The following is a 22,971-nucleotide window of genomic DNA, read 5'->3' on the forward strand; positions in this document are numbered from 1 at the left end:
CGCGAGGTGTTCCCGTGCGTCCGGTGCTCCTTCTGCGGGTGGCTGAGGCGCCGCCGCCGAGGTGGTCCTCGCCTGCGCGTAGACCGCCGGGCTGGCATTGCTTCAGCACATGTCGACCATTCATCACTTTAGTAGGCTTCCGCGGTTTGGCCACACCGCACGTGCTGCAGATCTCACTCGCAGGGTGCGATTGTGCTGACGCTCCGGCCTCGCACGGCCGGTGCCTTGATATCAAGATGCTTTGCCGGGAAGTATCTTGACGTCGTCTCTATCGCAGTAGAATGGAGCACATGGACGAAGTCGATCGGATCGTAGCGGCATGGCGGCGCGAGCGCCCCGATCTCGAGGTCGCCCCGATGGAGGTGCTCTCGCGGGTCTCGCGCTTGGCCAAGCAGCTCGACAAGGCGCGCAAGACCACCTTCGCCGAGCACCGGCTGGAAGTCTGGGCCTTCGATGTGCTCTCTGCGCTGCGCCGCGCCGGTGAGCCCTATGAGCTCTCCCCCTCCCGCCTCATCAGCGAGATGATGGTGACCTCGGGGACGATGACGAACCGCATCGACCGCCTCGTCAAAGTCGGCTGGGTCTCCCGCCGGCCGGATCCCACGGACCGCCGCTCGATCCTCGTGACGCTCACCGAGGCGGGCAAGCAGAAGGTCGATGATGCCATGGCCGACCTGCTCGTCCATGAGGCCGATCTCCTCGCCGCCCTCACCGCTGCGCAGAAGCGCAAGCTCACCGAGCTGCTGCGTGCCCTGTCGACCGGCTTCGAGTCCGGTTCGCGCACCACCGCCGACCCTGCCCCGTGATCGCCCACCGCCGAGGAGACGCTTCGTGACTGCCCACCGCCGCCGATCCGACCGCCGCCGATCCGACCATCGCCGCCGGCCCGGCGACCGCTTCCCCACCGTCGAGGGTGCGCTCGGCCCACGCGACCTCGGCGGCCTGCCCGCAGCTGGGGGTCACACCCGCCTCGGGCGTGTGTTCGCCGGCGGGCGCCGCGAGCTCATGACTGCCCGCGGGGTCGAGCAGCTCGCCGGTCTGGGCGTGCGCTCGATCATCGATCTGCGCACCGCTGCCGAGGTGGGCCGCCGGGATTCCGATCCGGCCGTTCCTGAGGCGGCCTGGCAGGACTTCGAGATCCTCGCCTGTCCGGTTGAGGACTTCGACAACGCCGCCTACGTCGTGGCGATCGACCATCCGTTCCTCAACCATCCCAAGCAGTACGGGCTGCTGCTGGAGCACTTCCCGGGACTGCTGCACGATGCGCTGGTCAGGCTGGCGGAGGCGATCGAGGCTGGGCCGGTGTACATCCACTGCTCGGCCGGGCGCGACCGCACCGGCCTCGTCTCGGCGTGGATGCTGCAGCTGGCCGGGGTCGACCCCAAGGTCATCGGCACTGAGTACGTACGCTCCCTCGCGGTGGTGAATGAGCACCACAAGACCTCCGGCCACCCGGTCGAGTACTTCATGCGGCCCAGGGAGTTCGCCGCCTGGGCCGGTGAGCGGCATGCCGCGCTGCTGGATTTCCTCTCCGCGCATCCGGCTGCCGCAGCGCTGGAGGAGCTGAGAATCTCGTCGGCACACGCGGCAGCCTTGGCCACTCTGCGGCCGTGATTCTCTAAACTCGAAGCATGAGTCGACGTCTTCTCCTCTTCCCCGCTGCCGTCTTCGCCTCAGGTCTGCTGCTCAGCGGCTGTGCCGTGAGCGATTCCGAGCGCCCCGAACAGCGCCCTTCGCTCTCGCCGGAGGAGGTGCAGCCGATCGAGACTCCCGACTCCGCTCCCCCGGTCGTCATCGTCGACACCACACCGGGCGGGGCGAAGGAGAACGACCCGCTGTGGCAGGGCCTGGAGAAGGCGGCCGCCGACGGCGATGAGGCCTATCTCAACGTCTTCCTGCGCACCTTCGCCGAGGTCGGCGATTCCGGTGAGATCTCCCTGACTCCCGATATGTCCGACAGCGTCACCGTCAATGTCGACGCCGAACAGGTCACCGCCCATGAGTCCGGCTTCTACCAGGTCACCGGCACCTTCGAGGTCGAGCAGCTCGGTGATGCGGCGTTCACCCTCAGCACCGTCGATGGTGAGGAGATCACCGAGCTCAACCCGCAGGGCCCGGATGCCGAGGCCCGCTGCACCGCTGATGACGCGCAGGACCGCATCGAGCTCGCGGCTTCGGATCTGGCGGATGATCCGGAGCTGCGCGAGGACATGCGTCTGCAGTGGGGTGCCGCTCCCGAGGTGTGGTGGGGCATCCAGCAGACCGCCCTGTCCCTGCGTGGTTCCGATGAGGAGTTCGCCGGCGACTTCCTCGCCGAGGTGTGTGGCCCCTACCGCGATGGCGCCCCGGACGGCGGCGAAGGCGATGCTGGCGACGGCGGTGCCGGTGAGGAGTCAGGCGATGACTCCGGCGGCGGCGAACTCGGCGGCTGATGCGCAAGTCGCCGGCTCCTCACACCAGCGTCTGATCAATCCGTCGACGTGTCGAGGTGCTGTTCGCTGGAGGCAGCCCCGAGTGCGCGCTCGTAGGCGCGGATCGTGGCGGGGCTGAAGAGGCCGGCAAGGCACAGCACAGCCGGAACGATCGCGCCCACCTGCAGGAGTGCGCCGGCACCCCACATCGAGAGGCCGAACAGCGCCTGCAGCAGCTGCCAGGCTACGGTCGCCGGGCGGGCCCAGCGGCGCATCCGGTGCAGGCTGCGGGCCACGAGCATGAGCCCGGTGGACATGATGACGAACATGACCGCCAGCCCATACAGTGAGCTGCGCAGCTGCGGCTCGACACCTGCACCTGTGCGGACGAAGAAGATCGCCGAGACGATGAGCACGATGGCTTCGAGTGCCACCATCGCAATGGCCAGCCACAGCGTCCACGGGCGCACCGCCAGCGGCGTGCCGGGGTCCAGCAGGCCGATTCCGCCCGCGCCAGCCTCAGTGCCGACTGCGTCGTCCCCGCCGTTGAGGTCGCATCGGCTGCCGTCGTCGCGAGTCGGGTCGGCGTCGCCGGGGTGGAAGTGGAGTGAGTCGTCGCCGCCGGAGCCGCGCTTGCGTCGCTTGCCGCTCATCGGCTCACAGACCCTGTCGTCAGTCCTGTCATGGGTTCACAGGTCCAGACGCTCGAAGCCGGGGATCACAAGATCATCGAGGAACCGGTTGCGCGCGTCGTGGGGCAGGAAGGCGGCGCCGAGGGCGTTGACAGTCGCCCATTCGAGGTCGGACTGCTGCCAGCCGGCGCGGTCGACGAGCAGCCGCATCTCGCGGGTCATCGAGGTCGCGGACATGAGGCGGTTGTCGGGATTCACCGTGATCGCGAAGCCGAGCTCCTTGAACCGGGTGATCGGGTGCGCCTCGATCGAGGTCGCGGCCCCGGTCTGCAGATTCGATGACGGGCACAGCTCCAGCGGAATCTGATTGTCGAGGATCCAGGCTGCGAGCCGGCCGAGCTGGCCGTCACCGGCAGCAGCCGCACCGGTGAAGTGCATGTCCTCGATGAGCCGCACGCCGTGGCCGATGCGCTGCGCATGGCAGATCTGCACGGCCGCGTGGATGCTGTCGACACCGGCGGCCTCACCGGCGTGGATGGTGACGGGGAAGCACTCACGGTGCAGCAGCTCGAAGGCGGCCAGGTGGTTGGTCGGCGGGAAGCCGTCCTCAGCACCGGCGATGTCGAAGCCGACGACTCCGCGGTCGCGGTGCCGCAGCGCCAGTTCGGCCACGGCGAGGCTGTTGTCGGCGTGCCGCATCGCCGTGATGATCTGGCCGGTGCGGATGAAGCGGCCGTTCTCGGCGGCGAGCGCATCGGCCTCATCGAGGCCGCGCTGCACGGCTTCGACGGCATCGTCCATGCTCAGGCCCTGCTGCAGATGCTGTTCGGGAGCCCACCGCGCCTCGGCGTAGAAGACGCCGTCGGCCACCTGGTCGAGCGCCCATTCGCGAGCCACCCGGGTGAGGCCCTCAGCCGTCTGCATCACCGCGATCGTGTGGTCGAAGGTCTCCAGATAGCGCGGCAGATCACCGGAGCTCGCCGATTCGGAGAACCAGGTGCGCAGCGCCTCGGCATCGGCGGCCGGCAGCTCGTGGCCGACCTCGGCAGCGAGGTCGATGATCGTCTGCGGGCGCAGTCCGCCGTCGAGGTGGTCGTGCAGCGACACCTTCGGCAGGTCGAGGATCGGGTCAGCTGGGTCGACTCCGAAAGGAGTCTCGAAGAGTTTGGAATCCACGCCCCTCAGCTTACGGCACCGGCCCGGCCGCCGGCATCCCACCTCGGGAGCGGCACGGCGCCCCAGCAGCGGGAAGGCCGGCTCAGGGCAGGTCGACGTCGCCGGAGCGGATCCGCTCCTGCACCTCACTGATCTCGCGGCCGACGCCGGCGACACCGGACAGCGGCACATCGGAGGCGACCATGCTGATGCCGCCGTTCTCGACCGTGCCGCGGTAGGACCGGGAACGCACGAGCAGCTCGCCGATCTCCTCCGGGTCCTCACCGGGCGGTTCGATCTCGCCGGCGAAGCCGGTCCGCGGCCACCCTTCGATCGTCGTCTGGAAGCCGGCGGCGATGTTCGGCACGATCGAGGCGATGACATAGCGGCCCACCCGGCCGAGGGTCTCCGAGCCGTCGGCGCCGTACCACACGAGGGTGCGCTTGGGCTCGTCCGCGGGCACCTCGGTCGGCTCATCGCTTGGGGCCGCTTCGCCCTCCGCGGCGGCGTCTGCCGGTTCGGGCGGGAAGTAGTGCTCCTGGAACCAGGCGAGGGAGCCGCTGGCCGCGCCCGAGGCGAAGGGCACGATGACATCGGCGTCCGCTTCGATCGCCTCGCGGGTGATCGCCAGGCCGGAGGCGGCCGTGTCGGAGACCGTCCGCGCCTCGATCTGGCCGCCCCGGTGGCTGCGCACCGGCGCAGCGTCCTCGCTGCCGTCCTCAGCGCCGGCACCCTCGCCGGAGCTGCTGCCCTCACCGGCGCCGCTGTCCTCGTTGTAGAGCTCGACGCCGGCGTCGAAGGCGGTGAGCAGGCCGCGGTTGTTCTCGAACCCATAGGAGGAATAGGCGGCCACGACACCGGTCTTGGAGCTCGCCGCGGCGATGTAGCCGGCGATGAAGGCCGGTTCGAGGAGATCGAAGTCGATGGTGATGACATTGTCGGGGAAGCCCTGGCCGTCGGCGCCGGTGCCGCCGGTGCCCACTGCCATCCACGCCTGTTCGGGGTGATCCTGTGCGACCTCGGCGAGGATGCCAGCCCCGCCGGGCCCGAGGAGGGCCGTGAGGGTGCAGCCGCGGTCGGCATAGGACTCGAGGGCGCGGCGGGTGTCGTCGAGGGTGTCGACGCGCTGGGTGGAGGTCGAGCCGAGGAACTCGGAACGCTGGGCGTTGGAGACCTCCCCGAAGCTCATCTGGCCGATCGAGCGGTCAGCGAAGCCGGCCGGTGAGGAGACCATGCAGCCGCTCGTGAGCAGCGGCGCAGCTGGCTCCTCGGCGCCGCACCCGCTCAGCATGACGAGACCGGGCACAGCCAGCGCCGCAGTCAGCGCAGCGGCAGATCTCAGGACCACGGAACTCCCAGGGCTCGAAGCGCCATCGCGGCATAGACGCGGACGCCCATCTCCAGTGCACGTTCATCGACGAGGTAGTCGCCTTGATGGATATCGTACGTAATCCCGCCCGGGGTGCGGGTGCCCACGCGCACGAGCGCGCCCGGGCAGTTCGTCAGATACCAGGCGAAGTCCTCCCCGCCCATCGACTGCGGAGTCAGCTGCACGCTGCCGGAGCCGAGCTCATCGCGCACGGCGGCCTCCAGCAGCGTGACCTCCTCTTCGGTGTTGACGACCGGCGGAACGCCGCGGCGGTGTTCGAGGTCGACGCTGACGCCGTAGGGTCCGGTGACCCGTTCGACGAGGTCGGGCAGCACCTCGGCGACCTGGTTCCAACCGTCGACGTCAAGACAGCGCAGAGTGCCCTGCAGGAAGCCGTCCGAGGGCACGACATTGGGCGCATGCCCGGCGCGCACCTCACCCCAGACGAGCGAGATCGCGTGACGGGGGTCGATGAGCCGCGACAGCGTGGCCGGCAGATCGGTCGTGAGCTTGCCGAGGGCGTAGACGAGGTCCTCGGTCAGGTGCGGGCGCGAGGTGTGCCCGCCGTGGCCGGTGAGCCGGATGATGACGGTGTCGCCAGCTGCGGTGATGGGCCCGATGCGGGAGCCGACCCTGCCGACGTCGACGTTCGGATCGCAGTGGATGGCGAAGACACGGGGGATGTCTGCGAGCACGCCCTGACCGATGACCTTGAGCGCACCGCCGGGCGAGACCTCCTCGGCGGGCTGGAAGATCATCCGGATGCGCCCGCCCAGGCCGCCGCGCAGCTCATTGTGGATGCTGCTGAGCACGCGGCCGGCGCCGGCGAGCGCGGAGAGGTGGATGTCGTGGCCGCAGGCATGGGCCACCCCCGGCACGGTCGAGGCGAAGGCGGTGCCGGTGAGATCGTCGAGCGGGAGGGCGTCGATGTCGGCGCGCAGGGCTGCGACGAGCGGACCGTCGCCGACCTCGCAGACGACCCCGGTGCCGTCGAGGGCCTGCGGGTTGAGATCGGCGTTGCGCAGGAAGCCGAGGATTCTCTCTGTCGTGCGGAACTCCTCATACGACAGCTCGGGGTGGGCGTGGATATCGCGCCGGAAGTCGAGCAGCTCATCGTAGAAGGGCGCAAGGTGGCTTTGGATCACAGCGTCACAGTCTAGTCAGCGCCGCTGCGGCGGGCTCGGCCGGGCGTCGAAAATCGTCACAGACCCCGCCGGCTCAGAGCAGATCGTCGCGGCCGCGCTCCTGCACCTGCGCGACGGCGGCCTTGACGTCCTGGGCGTGTGAGCGGGAGGTCACGAGCAGCACGTCGTCCGTGTCGACGACGACGACATCGTCGAGCCCGACGAGGGCGACGAGCCGGTCCGTGGTGCTGAAGACCACGCCCGAGGCGGCGACGTCGACGATCTCGCAGTCGTCGCCGAGTGCGAAGACCGGGGAGGATTCGCCGGGCACCGGCTGGCGCAGCTTGGCCACGGAGTCGAAGTCGCCCACATCGTCCCAGCCGAAGTCGCCGGGGACGACGATGACGCAGCCGGCTTCGGCCGCCGGCTCAGCCACGACGTAGTCGATCGCCCGCTTCTCCAGGCCCGGCCACACCTCGGCGAGGGCCTGCGCACGCGCCGCCTCGTCATGCCAGGCATCGGCGACCCGGCGCAGGGCGGCATAGAGATCGGGGGCCTGTTCGGCCAGCACGCCGAGCAGTGCCTCGGTGGTGGCGATGAACATGCCGGCGTTCCAGCGGTAGGAGCCGGAGTACACATAGGTGCGGGCGCGCGAGGCCGCCGGCTTCTCCACGAATGCGGTCGCACGCCGGGCGGTGGGGGCGCCGGCGATGCCGAGGTGGCGGCCGGTGCGGATGTAGCCGTAGGCGGTCGACGGATAGGTGGGAGTGATGCCGATGGTGACGATGTCGCCGGTCTGCTCGGCTGCGGCCACGGCCTGCTCGATGACCGCGTGGAACTCGGCGACATTGGTGATCGAATGGTCGGCGGAGAAGGAGCCGATGATCGCCTGCGGATCGGCATCGTGGATGAGCATCGCCGCCAGCCCGATCGCAGCGGCGGAGTCCTTCGGGGCGGGCTCGGTGATGATCCGGTCGGTCTGCAGCTGCGGCAGTTGGGCGGCCACCGCCTCGGCGTGGGCGGTGCCGGTGACGACCCATGTGCGGCTGGTGCCGACGAGCGGGAGCACCCGGTCCCAGGTCGACTGCAGCAGGGTGCGGCCGGTGCCGAGCACATCGTGGAGGAACTTCGGTGCCGCCACACGGGAGACCGGCCACAGCCGCGTGCCTGAGCCGCCGGCCGGGATCACTGCGTGGAAGTGCGGGTTCATCGGGACGGGTCCTCCGGAGTTCTCACATGGCGGTGGGTGCGTGGTCGAGGGGCGCGCCGCCGCCGAGGCGGGGCCTGTGGCCACGATACCGTCTCGCCTGCTGAGCCGGTCGCCTTCGCATGCGGCCTGTCGCCGCCGGCTGCCGCGGCAGTGGAGCGAGCACGCAGAGGGGCGCAGAACGGCATGAATGCACGGAATCAATACAGCACAGTACTGTGCCCTAATTGTTCGCGTGAGACTCTGCGTCCGTTTCCTGAACACGCCGTCGACGGATTCTCAGCGAAGTTGAGGGAATTCACATCGAATCTGCAACTATCGCCTCGCGCAGATTGGCGATTCCGCTCGGATCGGCGTAATTTCGAGGGGTACACATCTGTTCGCATTTCACTTGGAGGATGCCCCGTGGCCAATGCGTCAACGGGCACTCTGTACCGCGGAAATGAAGGAATGTGGTCCTGGGTCGCGCACCGCGTCACCGGCGTCGGCATCTTCTTCTTCCTGCTTGTACACGTGCTCGACACAGCTCTCGTCCGTGTCTCGCCTCAGGCGTACGACGCCGTCATCGCGACGTACAAGACCCCCATCATGGCGATCGGCGAGATCGGCCTGGTCGCCGGCATCGTGTTCCACGCCTTCAACGGCCTGCGCATCGCCGCTGTCGATTTCTGGGCCGGCGGACCGAAGAACCAGAAGAAGCTGTTCTGGGCCGTCATCATCGGCTGGGTCATCGTCATGGCCGGGTTCCTGCCCCGTCACCTGATCCACACGTTCGGAGGCTGAGGACAATGACATCGACCATTCCTGCTCCGCGCACCGGCTACGACCGCCACAAGTCCACGCGTTCGCGCTTCGAACTCTTCGCCTGGCTGTTCATGCGCCTCTCCGGCGTCGTGCTCGTCGTCCTCATCTTCGGCCACCTGTTCGTCAACCTCTGGCAGGGCGAAGGCGTCCAGGGCCTCGACTTCGGCTTCGTCGCCGGCAAGTGGGCCAGCCCGTTCTGGCAGATCTGGGATCTGCTCATGCTGTGGCTGGCGATGCTCCACGGCACCAACGGCATGCGCACCATCATCAGCGACTACGCCGAGAAGCCGGGCACCCGCATGGCGCTGCTGCTGACGCTCTACGTCGCCGCAGCCGTCATCGTCGTCCTCGGCACGCTCGTGATCTTCACCTTCACCCCGTGCCCGGTGGGGGCCGATCCGAGCCTGCTCCCGGACATCTGTAACGCCTAATCGGTCCTCGCTGGCCAAGGAGATTTGAGTTTCTATGCAGGTACATGACTACGACGTGGTGATCGTCGGCGCCGGCGGCGCCGGAATGCGCGCCGCCATCGAGGCCGGTCAGCGGGCACGCACCGCCGTGCTCACGAAGATCTACCCGACCCGCTCCCACACCGGCGCGGCACAGGGCGGCATGTGTGCCGCCCTCGCCAACGTCGAAGAGGACAACTGGGAGTGGCACACCTTCGACACCATCAAGGGCGGCGACTACCTCGTCGACCAGGATGCTGCCGAGGTGATGGCCAAGGAGGCCATCGACGCCGTCCTCGATCTGGAGAAGATGGGCCTGCCCTTCAACCGCACCCCGGAGGGCAAGATCGACCAGCGCCGCTTCGGCGGCCACACCCGCGATCACGGCAAGGCCCCGGTCCGCCGCGCCTGCTACGCCGCTGACCGCACCGGCCACATGATCCTCCAGACGCTCTACCAGAACTGCGTCAAGCACGGCGTGGAGTTCTACAACGAGTTCTACGTCCTCGACCTCGTCATGACCGAGGTCGACGGTGTGCGCCGCCCGGCCGGCGTCGTCGCCTACGAGCTGGCCACCGGCGAGATCCACGTCTTCCGCTCGAAGGCCGTCGTCTTCGCCTCGGGCGGTTTCGGCAAGATCTTCAAGACCACCTCGAACGCCCACACGCTCACCGGCGACGGCGTCGCAGTGGCCTACAACAACGGCATCCCGCTGGAGGACATGGAGTTCTTCCAGTTCCACCCGACCGGCCTGGCCGGCCTCGGCATCCTGCTGTCGGAGGCTGCCCGCGGTGAGGGTGCGGTGCTGCGCAACTCCGACGGTGAGCGCTTCATGGAGCGCTACGCACCCACCATCAAGGACCTCGCTCCGCGTGACATCGTCGCCCGGTCGATGGCCAATGAGGTGCGCGAAGGCCGCGGCTGCGGTCCGAACAAGGACTATGTGCTGCTCGACCTCACCCACCTGGAGCCGGCGCACATCGATGCGAAGCTGCCGGACATCACCGAGTTCGCCCGCACCTACCTCGGTGTCGAGCCCTACACCGAGCCGGTGCCGGTGTTCCCGACCGCGCACTACGCGATGGGCGGCATCCCGACCAACGTCAAGTCCGAGGTGCTGGCCAACAACACCGATATCGTCCCCGGCCTCTACGCCGCCGGCGAGACCGCATGCGTCTCGGTGCACGGCTCGAACCGCCTGGGCACCAACTCGCTGCTCGACATCAACGTCTTCGGCAAGCGCGCCGGCATCGCCGCAGCAGAGTACGCGAAGATCGCAGACCTGCCGGAGCTGCCGGAGGGTGCCGCCGACCGCACCATCGAGATGGTCGAGTCGATGCGCACCTCGAACGGCACCGAGCTCATCGGTGAGATCCGCAAGGATCTGCAGGAGATCATGGACGCCAACGTCCAGGTGTTCCGCACCGATGAGACGCTGCGCGAAGCCCTCGAGGAGATCGAGCGGCTGCGTGAGCGCTACCGCAACGTCGGCATCCACGACCGCGGCAAGCGCTTCAACCTCGATCTGCTCGAGGCGATCGAGCTGGGCTTCCTGCTCGAGATCGCAGAGGTCGTCACGGTCGCCGCGATCCACCGCAAGGAATCCCGCGGCGGCCACTTCCGCGAGGACTTCCCCGACCGTGATGACGAGAACTTCATGCACCACACGATGACCTACCTCGACCCGGACGGTGAGGCAGAGGGCATCAAGGGCATGCGCCTGGAGACCAAGCCGGTCGTCGTCACCCGTTACCAGCCGATGGAGCGTAAGTACTGATGAGCGAGACTCAGAACACCGCAGAACCTGCATCCAAGGTCGATCTCCCCGACCACCTCGGCGGGGGCGGCGGCGAGATCCCGTCATTCGACTGCACCTTCCAGATCGCCCGCTTCGATCCCGAGCAGGACGAGGCGCCGCACTGGGAGGAGTACAAGGTCACGATGTACGGCACCGACCGTGTGCTCGACGCCCTGCACAAGATCAAGTGGGAGATCGACGGTTCGCTGACCTTCCGCCGCTCCTGCGCCCACGGCGTGTGCGGCTCGGATGCGATGCGGATCAACGGCCGCAACCGCCTGGCCTGCAAGACCCTGCTCAAGGACCTCAACACCGACAAGCCGATCACCGTTGAGGCGATCAAGGGCCTGCCGCTGGAGAAGGACCTCATCGTCGACATGGAGCCGTTCTTCCAGTCGTACCGTGAGATCATGCCCTTCCTCATCACCTCCGGTCACGAGCCGACGCGTGAGCGGCTGCAGTCGATCGAGGATCGTGAGCGCTTCGACGACACCACCAAGTGCATCCTCTGCGCATCGTGCACCACCTCGTGCCCGGTGTTCTGGACCGATGGCCAGTACTTCGGTCCGGCCGCGATCGTCAACGCCCACCGCTTCATCTTCGACTCCCGTGATGAGGGCGGCGACATGCGCCTGGAGGTCCTCAACGACAAGGAAGGCGTGTGGCGCTGCCGCACCACCTTCAACTGCACCGAAGCCTGCCCACGCGGCATCGAGGTGACCAAGGCGATCGCCGAGGTCAAGCAGGCGCTGCTGCAGCGCGCGTTCTGATCCGCCGGGCATCTGCCCGCACGCACTCTCAGGCCCTGTGCCGCTTCTCCCCCGGGAAGCCGCACAGGGCCTGCTGCGTGGCAGGCTCAGGTGCGCTGTGCGCTTCCCGCGCGCGATGTCACCGAGCGCGGCTACACTTGCCACCTGTGAGCCGTTCGACACCATTCGCCACCCGACCAGCACGCCGCCGCAGCCGACTGGTCGCACGCCTCGGCGCCGGCATCGCTGCCGGCATCCTGGCCGGCGCCACCGCGATCACGCCCAGCGGCCTGCTCGCCGCGCAGCCGGCCCCCGCACCAGCCGCTTCCGCGGTCGACATCCTCGCGCAGCCGGAGGCCTCCCCGGAGGAGTCGCTGTATGAGCGGCCCGTCATCGAAGACGGCGCACCCGCACCTGAGCCGCGGGCCTCCGCATGGGTGGTCGGCGATCTGGACTCCGGTGAGATCTTCAGCTCCCACGACGTGGACCGGCAGCTCGCCCCGGCCTCCGTCATCAAGCTGCTCACCGCCCTCGCTCTCGTCGATGTGCTCGACGACCCTGATGAGAAGTATGAGGCGGTGTTCGAGGATATGACCGTCGACGGCACCAAGGTCGGCCTCGTGCAGAAGAACGAGTACACCATCGACCAGCTCTTCCACGCGATGCTGATGTCGAGTGCGAATGATGCCGCCCACGCCCTCGGCAACGCCGCCGGCGGGCAGGAGAAGGCCGTCAAGCTCATGGCCGCCAAGGCCGAGGAGCTGCAGCTGACCGGCACCGTGCCGAAGAACACCTCGGGCCTCGACGCCGATGGCCAGGTGACGACCGTGCACGACCTGCTGAAGATCGCCCATGCCTTCCTCGACAACGAGTACCTCATGTCGATCGTGCAGAAGACCGAGTACTCGATGCCCGGCGGGGTGAATCCGGAGACCAAGGAGAAGTTCGCGGGCTATCCGATCCAGGATCACACGAGAATCGTCGGCAGAGTCGACGGCGGCCTCGGGCTCAAGAACGGCTACACGGTCAAGTCGAAAGGCAGTTTCGTCGCCGTCGTCGAACGCGATGGCAGGACCTACGCCTCGGCGATCCTGCATTCGGACAACAGCACCCGCGAGGCGGCCGTCGACCTCATCGACTGGGCCTTCGCACAGTCGGAGCCTGAAGCGGAGACGACCGTGGCGCTGACACCCGAGCCGACCGAGGAGCCGAGCCCGGAAGCGACGGACACCGCTGCCGCACAGTCGGCTGGGGATCCCTCCGGTGAGGAGACGACCGGGGCCGAGGCGGCAGCTGGGACGGCGATGAGCCTGCCGGCCCTGCTCATCGGCTCAGCCCTCGCCGTGCTCGCCGCCGGCGCGGCGGCGTTCGTGATGCTGCGGCGCCGGGAGCGGCAGCGTCAGGCGGCCGCCTCAGAGTGAGGAGAAGACGCCGCGTTCGGTGAGCTTCGAGGCCAGCCCGGCGCCGTCGGGAGCGTAGATCCAGGGCACGCCCTGGCCGCGGCCGGAGCCCTTCGAACGACCGCCGGCCCACACCGCCTCGCCGACGGTCAGCTGGCGGATCGCCACGGCGACGACATTGTCCGGGTGGTTCTCGACGAACTCGCCGTAGATCTCCTCGTCATGCTGTCCGTCGTCGCCGATGAGCAGCCATTTGACGTGCGGGAACTCCCGGGCCAGGCGCTCCAGGGTGCTGCGCTTGTGGTCCTGGCCGGAGCGGAACACCCGGGTGGCCGTCGGACCCCAGTCGGTCAGCAGAAGCGGCCCGACGGGGTACATATTGCGCGTGAGGAAGCGCTTGAGGGTCGGGGCGACGTTCCACGGCCCGGTGGAGAGGTAGAGGATCGGCGAGTTGGGCCGCAGATAGGTCAGCCGGTCATAGAGCACGGCCATGCCGGCCACCGGGGAACGGGCGTGCTCATCGAGGACAAAGGTGTTCCAGGCTGCGAGGAAGGGGCACGGCAGCGCGGTCACCATGACGGTGTCGTCGATATCGGAGACGATGCCGAAGCTCTGCTCCTGGCCGATGATGCGCACGGCGGCGGTGTCGACCATCGAGTCGTCGGTCCAGAGCTCGATCTCGACGGTGCCGGCTGCGAAGTCGCCGGGGATGATCGCATCGACAACACCCCCGCGGTCAGCGGTGACCATATGCTCAGCGCCGTTGACCCGCACCCAGGCGTGGTCATCGGAGAGCGGGACATTGCCGAAGGACCGCCAGCCGCGGATCGATGACTGCGTATCAGCTGCCGGCTGCCCGGTCTTCGTCAGCACGATCCGGGCGAGCACCCGGATGAAGTTCTCGCTGCCGTAGGAGTCATAGGCGATGACGGTGCGGTGCCAGCCGCGCTTGGTCACCTTCGCCCGAGCCCACGCATGATAGCGGTCCTCGATGCGGGCGGCCGTATGGAGCATCTCGGGAGCCAGGTTCCGGGGCGCGGTCTTCTTCTTCACGTCTGCCATTCTTCCTACTCACTGCCCGGGGCGCCAACTCACGGCCCGAAGGGCACATTGTCGTAGAGCTGCCACTCCTCATCGGCGGTGTGGAAGTACACCCCGAAGCCGTGGGCCATGAACGACACCTCGTAGTCCGCGGAGTCCCGGTACGCACGCTCCAAGACCTCCTCGTCGAGCTCCTGGGCGATCGTCACGTGCGGATGATAGGGGAAGGCCAGCTGCTGATTCAGCACTCCATGACGCAGCGACTCCGAGAGCCGCTGGCATTCGGAGATCCCGCGGGCCACCGCGATGAACACGACCGGCGAGGTCGGCATGAAGGTGCCGGTGCCGCGCAGCTGCAGGGTGAACGGAGAGGTCGCATTCGCCACCCCGCGGATGTGCTCGCGCACGAGCGGCCACGCCGAGGCGGGGATCTCCATCGGCGGGATGAGGGTGATGTGCGCCGGGACCGAGGTGCCGCGCTCGTCGCCGTAGGACACCCGCAGGGACTGCAGATGGGAACCGTAGGGCTCGGGCATATCGAGGGTCACCCCGATCGAGACCATCCCGGTGCCGTCATCGGCCGGCAGCTCCGGCACCCCCGGCGGAGTGCCCCAGACCGGCCCGTATCCCCAGGCCGAGCCGGACCCCAGCGCTGCGCCCGGCGGGGGATCGGCCGCCATCAGCAGGTGGTCGTGGGGATCAGCGGCGGAGGAATCCGATGCGGTCATACACGTCCTTGATGGTCTGCTCGGCGATCGCCGCGGCGGCATCGGCTCCGATGGACAGCAGGCGTTCGAGCTCGGCCGGGTCGTTGAGGAGTTCGAGGGTGCGCTCGCGCACCGGTGAGAGCTTCTCGACGGCGAGCTCGGCGAGACCGACCTTGAGGTGGCCGTACATTCTGCCCTCGAATTCGGCGACGATCTCGCTGATCGGCTGGCCCGACAGCGAGGAGTAGATCGTCAGCAGGTTCGACACGCCCGGCTTGCGCTCCGGATCGTAGGCGATGACCGTCTCGTTGTCGGTGACGGCGGACTTGAACTTCTTCGCCAGCACCTTGGGCTCATCGAGGATGTTGATGAGACCGGCCGGGGAAGCAGCCGACTTCGACATCTTCGCCGTCGGGTCCTGCAGGTCGTAGATCTTGGCCGTCTCCTTGCCGATGAGCGGTTCGGGCACCGTGAAGACTTCGCCGTAGCGGTGGTTGAAGCGCTCGGCGAGATTGCGGGTGAGCTCCAGGTGCTGGCGCTGGTCCTCACCGACCGGCACCACCTGCGGGTGGTACATGAGGATGTCGGCGGCCATGAGCGCCGGATAGGTCAGCAGGCCGAGCGAGACCTTCTCCCGTTTGGCCGACTTGTCCTTGAACTGCGTCATCCGCTGGGCCTCACCCAGACCGGTCGTGCACTCAAGCACCCACGACAGCTGGGTGTGCTCAGGCACATGGGACTGCACGAAGATCGTCGACTTCTCCGGGTCGAGACCGGAGGCGAAGAACTGGGCCGCGGTGCGCAGGGTGCGCTCGCGCAGCAGCGCGGGATCCTGCTCGACGGTGATCGCATGCATGTTCGCGACGAAGAAGAACGCCTCGTGGGTGTCTTGGAGTTCGACGAACTGCTGCAGCGCACCGATGTAGTTGCCCAGGTGGAGGGAGTCGGAGGTGGCCTGGATTCCGGAGAGGGTGCGCAGGCGAGCCTGCGGGTCGTGCGTGGCAGTCATGACCTCCATTGTGCCACTTCACCATCCCGATCCGACGAGGCGGGCACCTCAGGAGCGGCGCGTGGCAGAAACCGCCCTCAACCATCCGCGGCGCGGACATATGCGCAATTCAGATAACAGTTTGACGGTCGTTTTCACAGATAATTCCAGGGAGTTAGACAAATCACAGATTTCGCTCCACCATATATTCCAGTCTCAGGGAACTCACACACTTCGCCCGTGCCGCTCTGCCTGACCGGAGTGGCACCTGAATCAGAGGAGAAACGGAGAACCGATGTCGGTCGAATACGTCAAAACCGATGAGAGCCTGCCTCCGGTAGGCGTCATCGAACGCCCCCGGTGGACCCCGGGCAAGATCGCCCTGTGGGTTGCGATCGCAGCGATCGCAGCTGTCGGCTGGGTCATGGTCGCGTTCGTGCGCGGCGAGAACCTGTCGGCCAGCTGGTTCGTCGCTGCGGCCGTCGGCAGCTATCTCATCGCCTTCCGGTTCTACGCGAAGTTCATCGAATGGAAGGTCTGCCGCCCCGACCTCAAGCGGGCGACCCCCGCGGAGATCAACGAGAACGGCCGCGACTTCACCCCCACCGACCGCCGCGTGGTCTTCGGCCACCACTTCGCTGCGATCTCCGGTGCCGGCCCGCTCGTCGGCCCGATCCTCGCCGCCCAGATGGGCTACCTGCCCGGCACGCTGTGGATCATCTTCGGCGTCATCCTCGCCGGCGCCGTGCAGGACTACATGGTGCTGTACTTCTCGACCCGCCGCAACGGCCGGTCGCTCGGCCAGATGGCCCGTGACGAGCTCGGCTCCGTCGGCGGCTTCATCGCTAGCCTCGGCATCCTGCTCATCATGATCATCCTCATCGCCGTGCTCGGCGTCGTCATCATCAACGCCCTGGCCGAAAGCCCGTGGGGTGTCTTCTCGATCGCGATGACGATCCCGATCGCCGTGTTCATGGGCATCTACATGCGCTACATCCGCCCCGGCAAGGTCATCGAGACCTCTGTCATCGGCATCGCCCTGCTCGTGCTGGCGATCGTCGCCGGCGGCTGGGTCAACGCCAACCCGGCGCTGGCTGAGATGTTCCACCTGTCGAAGACGACGCTGGCCTGGTCGCTCATGATCTACGGCTTCTTCGCCGCGGTGCTGCCGGTGTGGGTACTGCTGGCCCCGCGCGACTACCTGTCGACCTTCATGAAGATCGGCACCATCGTGCTGCTGGCCGTCGGCATCATCATCGTCAATCCGACCGTGCAGATGCCGGCCGTCACCCCGTTTGCCTCGAACTCCGAGGGCCCGGCCTTCGCCGGTGCGCTCTTCCCGTTCCTGTTCATCACCATCGCCTGTGGTGCGCTCTCCGGCTTCCACGCGCTGGTGTCCTCGGGCACGACGCCGAAGCTTTTGGAGAAGGAGTCGCAGGCCCGCCTCATCGGCTACGGCGGCATGCTCATGGAGTCCTTCGTCGCGATCATGGCGCTGGTCGCCGCGATCTGCCTCGACAAGGGCATCTACTTCGCCATGAACGCAGCCGAGCCGCTGACCGGCGGCACCCCCGAGGGCGCTGCCGAGTTCATCAACTCCAATCCGTTCATGGAGACGCAGACGACCGCCGCCGATCTCGCTGCCGCCGGTGAGGCCGTCGGCGAGGGTTCAATCGTCTCGCGCACCGGCGGCGCACCGACCCTGGCGATGGGCATGGCTCACATCCTGCACCAGGTGCCCGGCTTCGGCGGGCAGTCGGCGATGAGCTTCTGGTACCACTTCGCAGTCATGTTCGAAGCGCTGTTCATCCTCACGACCATCGACGCCGGCACCCGTGTCGCCCGCTTCATGTTCTCGGACTGGATGGGCAACTTCTGGCCGAAGTTCCGCGACCCGTCCTGGAACATCGGCGCCTGGGTCTCGACGATCGTCATGGTCGGCGCCTGGGGCTCGATCCTGCTCATGGGCGTCACCGACCCGCTCGGCGGCATCAACACGCTGTTCCCGCTGTTCGGCATCTCGAACCAGCTGCTGGCGGCGATCGCCTTGGCGGTGGTGTTCGCCTTGGTCTGCAAGATCGGCAAGGCACGCTATGCGTGGATCCCCGGAATCCCGCTGGCCTGGGACCTTGCCGTGACGATGACCGCCTCGTGGCAGAAGATCTTCTCCTCTGATCCGAAGCTCGGCTACTGGGCGCAGCACTCGGCCTACAAGCAGGCACTCGCCGCCGGCGAGACCTCGTTGGGCACCACCGAGGGCGTCGATGCGATGCGTGCGGTTGTGCGCAACACGTTCATCCAGGGCACCCTGTCGATCGTGTTCGCCTCGCTCGTGCTCATGGTCGTCGTCATGGCGATCGCAGTGAGCATCAAGTCGATCCGCACCGGCCCGATGGAGACGACGGAGGCACCGTTCGTGCCGACGAAGCTCTTCGCCCCCGCTGGCCTCATCGCCACGAAGGCCGAGCGCGAGGTCGAGGCCCAGTGGGAGGAGTACCGTCGCGAACACGGTCTCGCCCCGGCTGGTGCTGTCGGAGTATCCTCGAAGGAGAAGGCCGAGAAGGAGCACGGTGCCTCTGACACCGGATCCGGCTCGCACGCCGCTCCGAAGGAGAAGTGACCATGAGTTCGTTTGCTGCCGCAGTCGCCCGCCCGTTCAAGGCCGTGCACTGGTACCTCAAGGAGGTCATGGGCGAGAACGCCTACGTCCACTACCTTGAGCACTACGAGCGCCACCACGGCACCCGCGAGGGTGCGATGTGCGAACGCGAGTTCTGGCGCGATCTCATCGACGAGCAGGAGACGAACCCGAAGGCACGCTGCTGCTGAGGCAGTGACGTCCCACCCGGCGGCCGCCGGTTCACCTCAGGTGGACCGGCGGCCGCTGCGTTTTCCCGTTCCCGAGGCGGGGCTCACCTCCCGAGGCGGTGGCCGGGTGGCCGTCAGCGCGCCTCGCTCAGTGCCCCGGCGGTGATCTCCCACGTCCGGGTGCAGCCGATCTCGGCGAGGAACTCCGCATCGTGGCTGACGACGATGAGCGCACCCTGATAGGCGGTCAGCGCATCGACGAGCACCTCGATGCTCTCCAGATCGAGATTGTTCGTCGGCTCATCGAGCAGCAGCAGCTGCGGGGCCGGATCGGCCAGCAGCAGCTGTGCGAGCGCGACCCTGAACCGCTCCCCACCGGATAGCTGGCCGACCGGCTGATCGGGCCGGTCCTTCTTCAGCTGCAGACCGGCCAGCTGCGCCCGGACCGTGTTCGGCTCCGCGTGCGGGGCCGCCAGCCGGACGGTGTCGAGCACGCTGGGCTGCGGATCGAGGAGGATGCGCTGCGGCAGCACCCCCACCTCGTCGATGACGCGCACACCAGGCTCCTCCCCCGTGCGCGCGGCTGTCAGGATCCGGTTGAGCAGGGTCGTCTTGCCGGCACCGTTCGGACCGGCGAGCGCCACCCGCTCAGGCCCGCGGATGCTGAAGACCTCCTCACCGCTGTCGAGTTCGAGAACCGTGCGCCCGGCAGGGATTGCCGTGTCGGGCAGTTCGATGTCGATGACGACACGTGGCCGGATCTGGGCCTGGGCTTCTTGGAGCTGCTGATGGGCCGCTGCTTCCCGGTCGGCGTGGGTGCCTGTGAGCTTCGACGCTGACTTCTGTGCCTGCATGGCTCTGTTGCCTGCGGCGATCGGCGGGAGCTTCGCGTCCTTGACCGCCTGCTTGGCGGTGCGCTGCCGGCGGTCGAGTTTGATCTGCGCCTCGATCCGCTTGCGCTTCCGCTTGCCGACCTCGCTGCGCGCATTCACTGCCGCCTGTTCCGCGGCTTCCTGTTCGGCGGCCAGCTGCCGGCGGTAGTCTGCGAAGCTGCCCTCCCAGGTCCGCATTGTCGAGGCCTGCAGCTCGCCTGCCGCGTTGCGGGTGCCGGTGCCGTAGAGCTCGACGATCCGATCGACGCCTGCCAACAGCTGCCGGTCGTGGCTGATGATGAGCAGCGAACCCCGCCAGTTGTCGATGAGCCCGCGCACGTGCGCCCGGCCGGCGGCATCGAGGTTGTTCGTCGGCTCATCAAGGATCGCCAGCTCCGGTCGGTGCAGGTGCAGGCTTGCGAGCCCGACCTTCATCGCCTCTCCGCCCGAGAGTGTGGGCATCGGCCGGTCGAAGTCGTCTTCGCCCAGTGGGATCCCGGCTGCCGCGAGAGCCTGGCAGGCGCGGGCGGCGATGTCCCAATCCTGGCCGATGACATCGAAGTGGGCGACGTCGACGTCCCCGGTCTCCACCGCCTCGAGCGCGGCGAGCACCTGGTCGATGCCGAGCACCTCGGCGATGGTCTGGTCGCTCAGGGCCAGGTCCTGGGGCAGCACGCCGACGCTGCCGTGGATGTGCACGTGCCCGGCCGTCGGTGTCAGTTCGCCGGTGAGCAGGCGCACGAGGGTGGTCTTGCCGGCACCGTTGGCGCCGATGAGGCCGGTGCGCCCGCGGGCGATCGAGCCGGTGAGCCCAGTCAGCGCGGCGGTGCCGTCGGGCCAGGTGTAGGTGAGTGATTCAAGGGTGATGAGTGAGTGTTCCACGCATGCCTCCGCGTGTCGAAATCGAAAGGACGATTCGAGACGCGCACAGGCTCAGCGCAGTGATGGATGCAGACAGGTCTGCAGCAACGCAGGAATCCGCGAATTGCGGGATCTCCGGCGGGCAGGATCGATCACGTCAGCCGTGCAGCCGAAAACGGTTCGGCTGCCGAGCGCAGGAATGCTGCGCGTCTCAGGGGTGAGTGATCGTCGATTTCACGGAGGTGATGTGCTCTCTGCCGGAGTGCGCCGATGCTTTCACCATCGGCGAGGACTCTGCCAGTGTACCCGCCAGCTGCAGCGAGAGCGCAATGAGAATCCCAGCAGCGGCTGGCCAGCCGACTGGGGCGAACCCGATGAGCAGCACGATGACGACCCCGGCCACTCCGGTGACGACTGCGAGCACCGCACGCAGCCTGGCAGGCATCCGCTGCTGCCAGCGCGCCGGGCCGGGCAGCGGTAAGCGGACGCGGATGAGCAGGGCGGCGAGCGCGAATGAGGTGGTGAGCAGGATGAGGATCCATGGCAGCCGGGTGGCCCACCACCCGGTGGATTCCAGCTGCGGCACCATGACCGCCGCCCACGAACCAGCACCTGTCTGCCCGGTGCCGATGACGGCGGCGAGCACAGCGATGAGGGTGATGGCCACCGGCATATGCCACAGGTAGACGTGCATCCCGAGTCGGGTGGCGTGATTCGACAGCTGCATCCAGTGACGTCCGCGAGGTGCAGTGAGGAACACGCGCAGCGGTGCATGGATACGGGCGAGCACCGCGAACTGCACAAGCCCGAGGAGCACGAGCGCTGCCGTGGGCGGGTTGAGGTTGACGATCATGTTGAGGCTGTACACGTCAGCGGCGACCAACCCGGCAAGCAGGGCAAGCGCTGCGGTCGCGACCGCCCAGCTGAGCCAGGCTGGCAGCTGCCGGCGGGTGGTGAGCATATCGGCGTAGACGAAGCCGAGCTGCTGGATCAGTGGCCAGGCCAGGACGAAGTTGAGATACCCGAGTCCCGGCGTGCCGGTGACCCGGGTGAGCATGTCGACGGTGATGACGCCGGTGACGAGCACCGCGAGCGTCGTGCGCGGTGCGGTTGTGTGCAGGCGGGCGGCGAGTGGGACGAGTGAGGTCAGCCCGAGGTAGACGGCGAGGAACCACAGCGGCTGACCGGCCCGCAGGCTCGCCTCAGCCAGCAGCTCCGGCGGCACCCCGGCGAGGCCGGCGAGCGCGAAGACGATCCCGAGTGCGACGACGAGTACGAGCAGCGGGGTGAGCAGACGCTGCACGCGGGCTGCGACGAACTGCGACCAGGTGCCGCCTGCAGCCTGCAGACGCCGGTACTGCATGAGGGAGGCGCAGCCGCCGATGAAGAAGAACAGCGGCATCACCTGCACCACCCACGTCGTGAGGGCGAAGACCGTCGAACCGGTCAGGGCCACGCTGATCTGCAGCCCACCGGCGGCGGAGAGTTCGATGCCGCACATGAGGGCGTGGAGGACAACGACGGTGAGCAGACATCCGGTGCGCACGACGTCGAGGACCGGATCGCGGTGCGAGGCCGCGGTCTGGCGACCGCCGGAGTTGGCGCGTGGTGAGCTGGTGGCGGGCGACGTGCCGGTCGTCGTCGGCGTGCTGGTGATGCGCGGGCGGCTGAGTGCCAGTGACATGGGGGCTCCTTCTTCGAGTGCTCCGAAGGTAGGAGCCAGACGCCGGCCCGCACATCACTCCCCGGTCGCGATCAGCGGCCCGGGAATCGGTACGTCAGGGTGAGAGTGCTCAGCTGCCGGGGACGACGAGCCCGGATTCGTAGGCGGCGACGACGATCTGGGCGCGATCGCGCAGCCCGAGCTTCGCCAGAATCCGCGAGACATGCGTCTTGACCGTCTGCTCGGCCAGGAACAGCTCGGCTGCCGCTTCAGCATTCGTCCGGCCCTGGGCGACAAGCCTCATGACGTCGATCTCGCGTTCGGTCAGCTGCCCGAGGACCGCCGTGTCCCGGGTGACCTGCGGGGCGCTGACGTATTCGGCGATGAGCCTGCGGGTCACCGATGGCGCCAGCAGCGACTCCCCTGCCGCGACGACCCGCACGGCGGTGACGAGGTCATCGGCGGTAGCGTCCTTGAGCATGAATCCGCTCGCCCCGGCCCGCAGCGCGGCGAAGACATACTCATCAGCATCGAAGGTGGTGAGCATGATGATCCGCGGGTGCTCACCGGGCATCGCGAACACCGCACGCGCGGCATCGAGCCCATTGACCTGCGGCATCCGGATGTCCATGAGGATGACATCAGGATGCGTTCGCCGCACGAGGTCGACGACCTCGGCGCCGTCGGCTGCGCTGCCGACGACTGTGAGATCCGGCTGCGCGTCAAGCAGTGCGCCGAATCCCTGGCGGACCATCGCCTGGTCGTCGACGATCGCCACGCGGATGCGCTCGCCGTCTGGTGTGCTCCCCGGTCCCGAGGCGGTGGCTGGGCTGCCCTGAGGCGGTATGCCTGACATGATCCACAGGCTACCCCAGCCGGCACCCGGGATCCGGCACGCACACGGGGCAATGACCGCCTCGGGCCCGGATTCAC

General features: G+C 67.8%; 21 protein-coding genes. 10 read left to right on the forward strand and 11 right to left on the reverse strand.

Annotated features, from left to right (window positions below; all coding sequences use genetic code 11):
* The first annotated feature begins 290 nt into the window (after positions 1-290).
* Genes ACFFN1_RS13115 through ACFFN1_RS13125 form a run of 3 tightly spaced genes read left to right on the forward strand, consistent with a single transcriptional unit; the run spans position 291 to position 2,432 of the window.
* Positions 291-806 (forward strand): MarR family winged helix-turn-helix transcriptional regulator, encoded by a 516-nt coding sequence (locus tag ACFFN1_RS13115; RefSeq protein WP_376841253.1) that lies wholly within the window; start codon positions 291-293, stop codon positions 804-806.
* Between the two features lie 25 nt (positions 807-831).
* Positions 832-1,614, forward strand: a complete 783-nt coding sequence (locus ACFFN1_RS13120; RefSeq protein WP_376841254.1) for a tyrosine-protein phosphatase — start codon at positions 832-834, stop codon at positions 1,612-1,614.
* Positions 1,615-1,631: 17 nt separating this feature from the next.
* The gene (locus tag ACFFN1_RS13125; RefSeq protein ID WP_376841255.1) at positions 1,632-2,432 is read left to right on the forward strand and encodes a hypothetical protein; all 801 of its coding nucleotides are present in this window, start codon (positions 1,632-1,634) and stop codon (positions 2,430-2,432) included.
* Between the two features lie 35 nt (positions 2,433-2,467).
* Here the strand turns inward: ACFFN1_RS13125 and ACFFN1_RS13130 are convergent, their stop codons facing one another.
* From ACFFN1_RS13130 to ACFFN1_RS13150, 5 genes are all read right to left on the reverse strand, one after another.
* Entirely contained in the window at positions 2,468-3,064 is a 597-nt protein-coding gene (locus tag ACFFN1_RS13130) for a hypothetical protein (protein ID WP_376841257.1), read from the reverse strand.
* A gap of 36 nt (positions 3,065-3,100) precedes the next feature.
* Positions 3,101-4,219, reverse strand: a complete 1,119-nt coding sequence (locus tag ACFFN1_RS13135) for an adenosine deaminase (RefSeq protein ID WP_376841258.1) — start codon at positions 4,217-4,219, stop codon at positions 3,101-3,103.
* Positions 4,220-4,301: 82 nt separating this feature from the next.
* Positions 4,302-5,546, reverse strand: a complete 1,245-nt coding sequence (locus ACFFN1_RS13140) for a BMP family ABC transporter substrate-binding protein (RefSeq protein ID WP_376841260.1) — start codon at positions 5,544-5,546, stop codon at positions 4,302-4,304.
* Positions 5,537-6,712 carry an amidohydrolase gene (locus ACFFN1_RS13145; RefSeq protein ID WP_376841261.1) on the reverse strand — a complete coding sequence of 392 codons (1,176 nt, stop codon included), beginning with the start codon at positions 6,710-6,712 and terminating at the stop codon, positions 5,537-5,539. Before ACFFN1_RS13145 ends, ACFFN1_RS13140 begins: the two co-directional genes overlap by 10 nt.
* A 73-nt stretch (positions 6,713-6,785) precedes the next feature.
* Positions 6,786-7,901, reverse strand: coding sequence for a mannose-1-phosphate guanylyltransferase (locus ACFFN1_RS13150; protein WP_376841263.1), 1,116 nt, complete (start codon positions 7,899-7,901; stop codon positions 6,786-6,788).
* Between the two features lie 402 nt (positions 7,902-8,303).
* On the opposite strand from ACFFN1_RS13150, the gene sdhC reads away from it, so the two are divergent.
* The 5 genes from sdhC to ACFFN1_RS13175 all read left to right on the forward strand — a co-directional run bounded on the left by sdhC (position 8,304) and on the right by ACFFN1_RS13175 (position 13,119).
* The gene (gene sdhC / locus ACFFN1_RS13155; protein ID WP_376841265.1) at positions 8,304-8,681 is read left to right on the forward strand and encodes a succinate dehydrogenase, cytochrome b556 subunit; all 378 of its coding nucleotides are present in this window, start codon (positions 8,304-8,306) and stop codon (positions 8,679-8,681) included.
* Between the two features lie 5 nt (positions 8,682-8,686).
* Entirely contained in the window at positions 8,687-9,133 is a 447-nt protein-coding gene (locus ACFFN1_RS13160) for a succinate dehydrogenase hydrophobic membrane anchor subunit (protein WP_376841266.1), read from the forward strand.
* A 34-nt stretch (positions 9,134-9,167) separates the two neighbouring features.
* On the forward strand, positions 9,168-10,928 hold the full coding sequence (gene sdhA / locus ACFFN1_RS13165) for a succinate dehydrogenase flavoprotein subunit (RefSeq protein WP_376841267.1): 1,761 nt from the start codon (positions 9,168-9,170) through the stop codon (positions 10,926-10,928).
* A complete protein-coding gene (locus ACFFN1_RS13170) occupies positions 10,928-11,719 on the forward strand; it encodes a succinate dehydrogenase iron-sulfur subunit (protein ID WP_376841269.1) in 792 nt (263 codons plus the stop codon). The genes sdhA and ACFFN1_RS13170 overlap by 1 nt, the downstream gene beginning before the upstream one ends.
* A gap of 146 nt (positions 11,720-11,865) precedes the next feature.
* The gene (locus ACFFN1_RS13175; RefSeq protein WP_376841271.1) at positions 11,866-13,119 is read left to right on the forward strand and encodes a D-alanyl-D-alanine carboxypeptidase family protein; all 1,254 of its coding nucleotides are present in this window, start codon (positions 11,866-11,868) and stop codon (positions 13,117-13,119) included.
* Here ACFFN1_RS13175 and ACFFN1_RS13180 read toward each other — a convergent pair.
* The 3 genes from ACFFN1_RS13180 to trpS are packed head-to-tail and all read right to left on the reverse strand — an operon-like array spanning position 13,111 to position 15,855.
* Positions 13,111-14,160: an App1 family protein phosphatidate phosphatase gene (locus ACFFN1_RS13180; RefSeq protein ID WP_376841272.1), complete on the reverse strand. Its 1,050-nt coding sequence runs from the start codon at positions 14,158-14,160 to the stop codon at positions 13,111-13,113. The two genes, ACFFN1_RS13175 and ACFFN1_RS13180, sit on opposite strands and share 9 nt — an antisense overlap.
* Before the next feature lie 29 nt (positions 14,161-14,189).
* On the reverse strand, positions 14,190-14,867 hold the full coding sequence (locus tag ACFFN1_RS13185) for a 2'-5' RNA ligase family protein (RefSeq protein ID WP_376841275.1): 678 nt from the start codon (positions 14,865-14,867) through the stop codon (positions 14,190-14,192).
* Complete coding sequence (gene trpS / locus ACFFN1_RS13190; protein ID WP_376841277.1) at positions 14,839-15,855, reverse strand: tryptophan--tRNA ligase; 1,017 nt, start codon at positions 15,853-15,855, stop codon at positions 14,839-14,841. The genes ACFFN1_RS13185 and trpS overlap by 29 nt, the downstream gene beginning before the upstream one ends.
* A 274-nt stretch (positions 15,856-16,129) precedes the next feature.
* Here trpS and ACFFN1_RS13195 point away from each other — a divergent pair, with 274 nt between their 5' ends.
* Together ACFFN1_RS13195 and ACFFN1_RS13200 are read left to right on the forward strand one after the other, a co-directional pair.
* Positions 16,130-18,454: a carbon starvation CstA family protein gene (locus ACFFN1_RS13195; RefSeq protein WP_376841279.1), complete on the forward strand. Its 2,325-nt coding sequence runs from the start codon at positions 16,130-16,132 to the stop codon at positions 18,452-18,454.
* A gap of 2 nt (positions 18,455-18,456) precedes the next feature.
* Positions 18,457-18,663, forward strand: coding sequence for a YbdD/YjiX family protein (locus ACFFN1_RS13200; protein ID WP_376841280.1), 207 nt, complete (start codon positions 18,457-18,459; stop codon positions 18,661-18,663).
* A 113-nt stretch (positions 18,664-18,776) separates the two neighbouring features.
* Here the strand turns inward: ACFFN1_RS13200 and ACFFN1_RS13205 are convergent, their stop codons facing one another.
* From ACFFN1_RS13205 to ACFFN1_RS13215, 3 genes are all read right to left on the reverse strand, one after another.
* A complete protein-coding gene (locus ACFFN1_RS13205; protein WP_376841281.1) occupies positions 18,777-20,396 on the reverse strand; it encodes an ABC-F family ATP-binding cassette domain-containing protein in 1,620 nt (539 codons plus the stop codon).
* A 190-nt stretch (positions 20,397-20,586) separates the two neighbouring features.
* Positions 20,587-22,059, reverse strand: coding sequence for an acyltransferase family protein (locus ACFFN1_RS13210; protein WP_376841282.1), 1,473 nt, complete (start codon positions 22,057-22,059; stop codon positions 20,587-20,589).
* Positions 22,060-22,168: 109 nt separating this feature from the next.
* Positions 22,169-22,894, reverse strand: a complete 726-nt coding sequence (locus ACFFN1_RS13215) for a response regulator (RefSeq protein WP_376841283.1) — start codon at positions 22,892-22,894, stop codon at positions 22,169-22,171.
* Between the last annotated feature and the right edge of the window lie 77 nt (positions 22,895-22,971).

It is taken from the genome of Brevibacterium otitidis, from assembly GCF_042429315.1.
GTDB classification, from domain to species: Bacteria; Actinomycetota; Actinomycetes; order Actinomycetales; family Brevibacteriaceae; genus Brevibacterium; species Brevibacterium otitidis.

What these genes read in the sequence shown, in the direction of transcription:
- ACFFN1_RS13115 (WP_376841253.1), top strand. Translation starts at nt 291, where the DNA reads ATGGACGAAGTCGATCGGATCGTAGCGGCATGGCGGCGCGAGCGCCCC.
- ACFFN1_RS13125 (WP_376841255.1), top strand. Translation starts at nt 1,632, where the DNA reads ATGAGTCGACGTCTTCTCCTCTTCCCCGCTGCCGTCTTCGCCTCAGGT.
- ACFFN1_RS13130 (WP_376841257.1), bottom strand. Translation starts at nt 3,064, where the DNA reads ATGAGCGGCAAGCGACGCAAGCGCGGCTCCGGCGGCGACGACTCACTC.
- ACFFN1_RS13150 (WP_376841263.1), bottom strand. Translation starts at nt 7,901, where the DNA reads ATGAACCCGCACTTCCACGCAGTGATCCCGGCCGGCGGCTCAGGCACG.
- ACFFN1_RS13160 (WP_376841266.1), top strand. Translation starts at nt 8,687, where the DNA reads ATGACATCGACCATTCCTGCTCCGCGCACCGGCTACGACCGCCACAAG.
- sdhA (WP_376841267.1), top strand. Translation starts at nt 9,168, where the DNA reads ATGCAGGTACATGACTACGACGTGGTGATCGTCGGCGCCGGCGGCGCC.
- ACFFN1_RS13170 (WP_376841269.1), top strand. Translation starts at nt 10,928, where the DNA reads ATGAGCGAGACTCAGAACACCGCAGAACCTGCATCCAAGGTCGATCTC.
- ACFFN1_RS13180 (WP_376841272.1), bottom strand. Translation starts at nt 14,160, where the DNA reads ATGGCAGACGTGAAGAAGAAGACCGCGCCCCGGAACCTGGCTCCCGAG.
- ACFFN1_RS13185 (WP_376841275.1), bottom strand. Translation starts at nt 14,867, where the DNA reads ATGACCGCATCGGATTCCTCCGCCGCTGATCCCCACGACCACCTGCTG.
- trpS (WP_376841277.1), bottom strand. Translation starts at nt 15,855, where the DNA reads ATGACTGCCACGCACGACCCGCAGGCTCGCCTGCGCACCCTCTCCGGA.
- ACFFN1_RS13195 (WP_376841279.1), top strand. Translation starts at nt 16,130, where the DNA reads ATGTCGGTCGAATACGTCAAAACCGATGAGAGCCTGCCTCCGGTAGGC.
- ACFFN1_RS13200 (WP_376841280.1), top strand. Translation starts at nt 18,457, where the DNA reads ATGAGTTCGTTTGCTGCCGCAGTCGCCCGCCCGTTCAAGGCCGTGCAC.
- ACFFN1_RS13210 (WP_376841282.1), bottom strand. Translation starts at nt 22,059, where the DNA reads ATGTCACTGGCACTCAGCCGCCCGCGCATCACCAGCACGCCGACGACG.
- ACFFN1_RS13215 (WP_376841283.1), bottom strand. Translation starts at nt 22,894, where the DNA reads ATGTCAGGCATACCGCCTCAGGGCAGCCCAGCCACCGCCTCGGGACCG.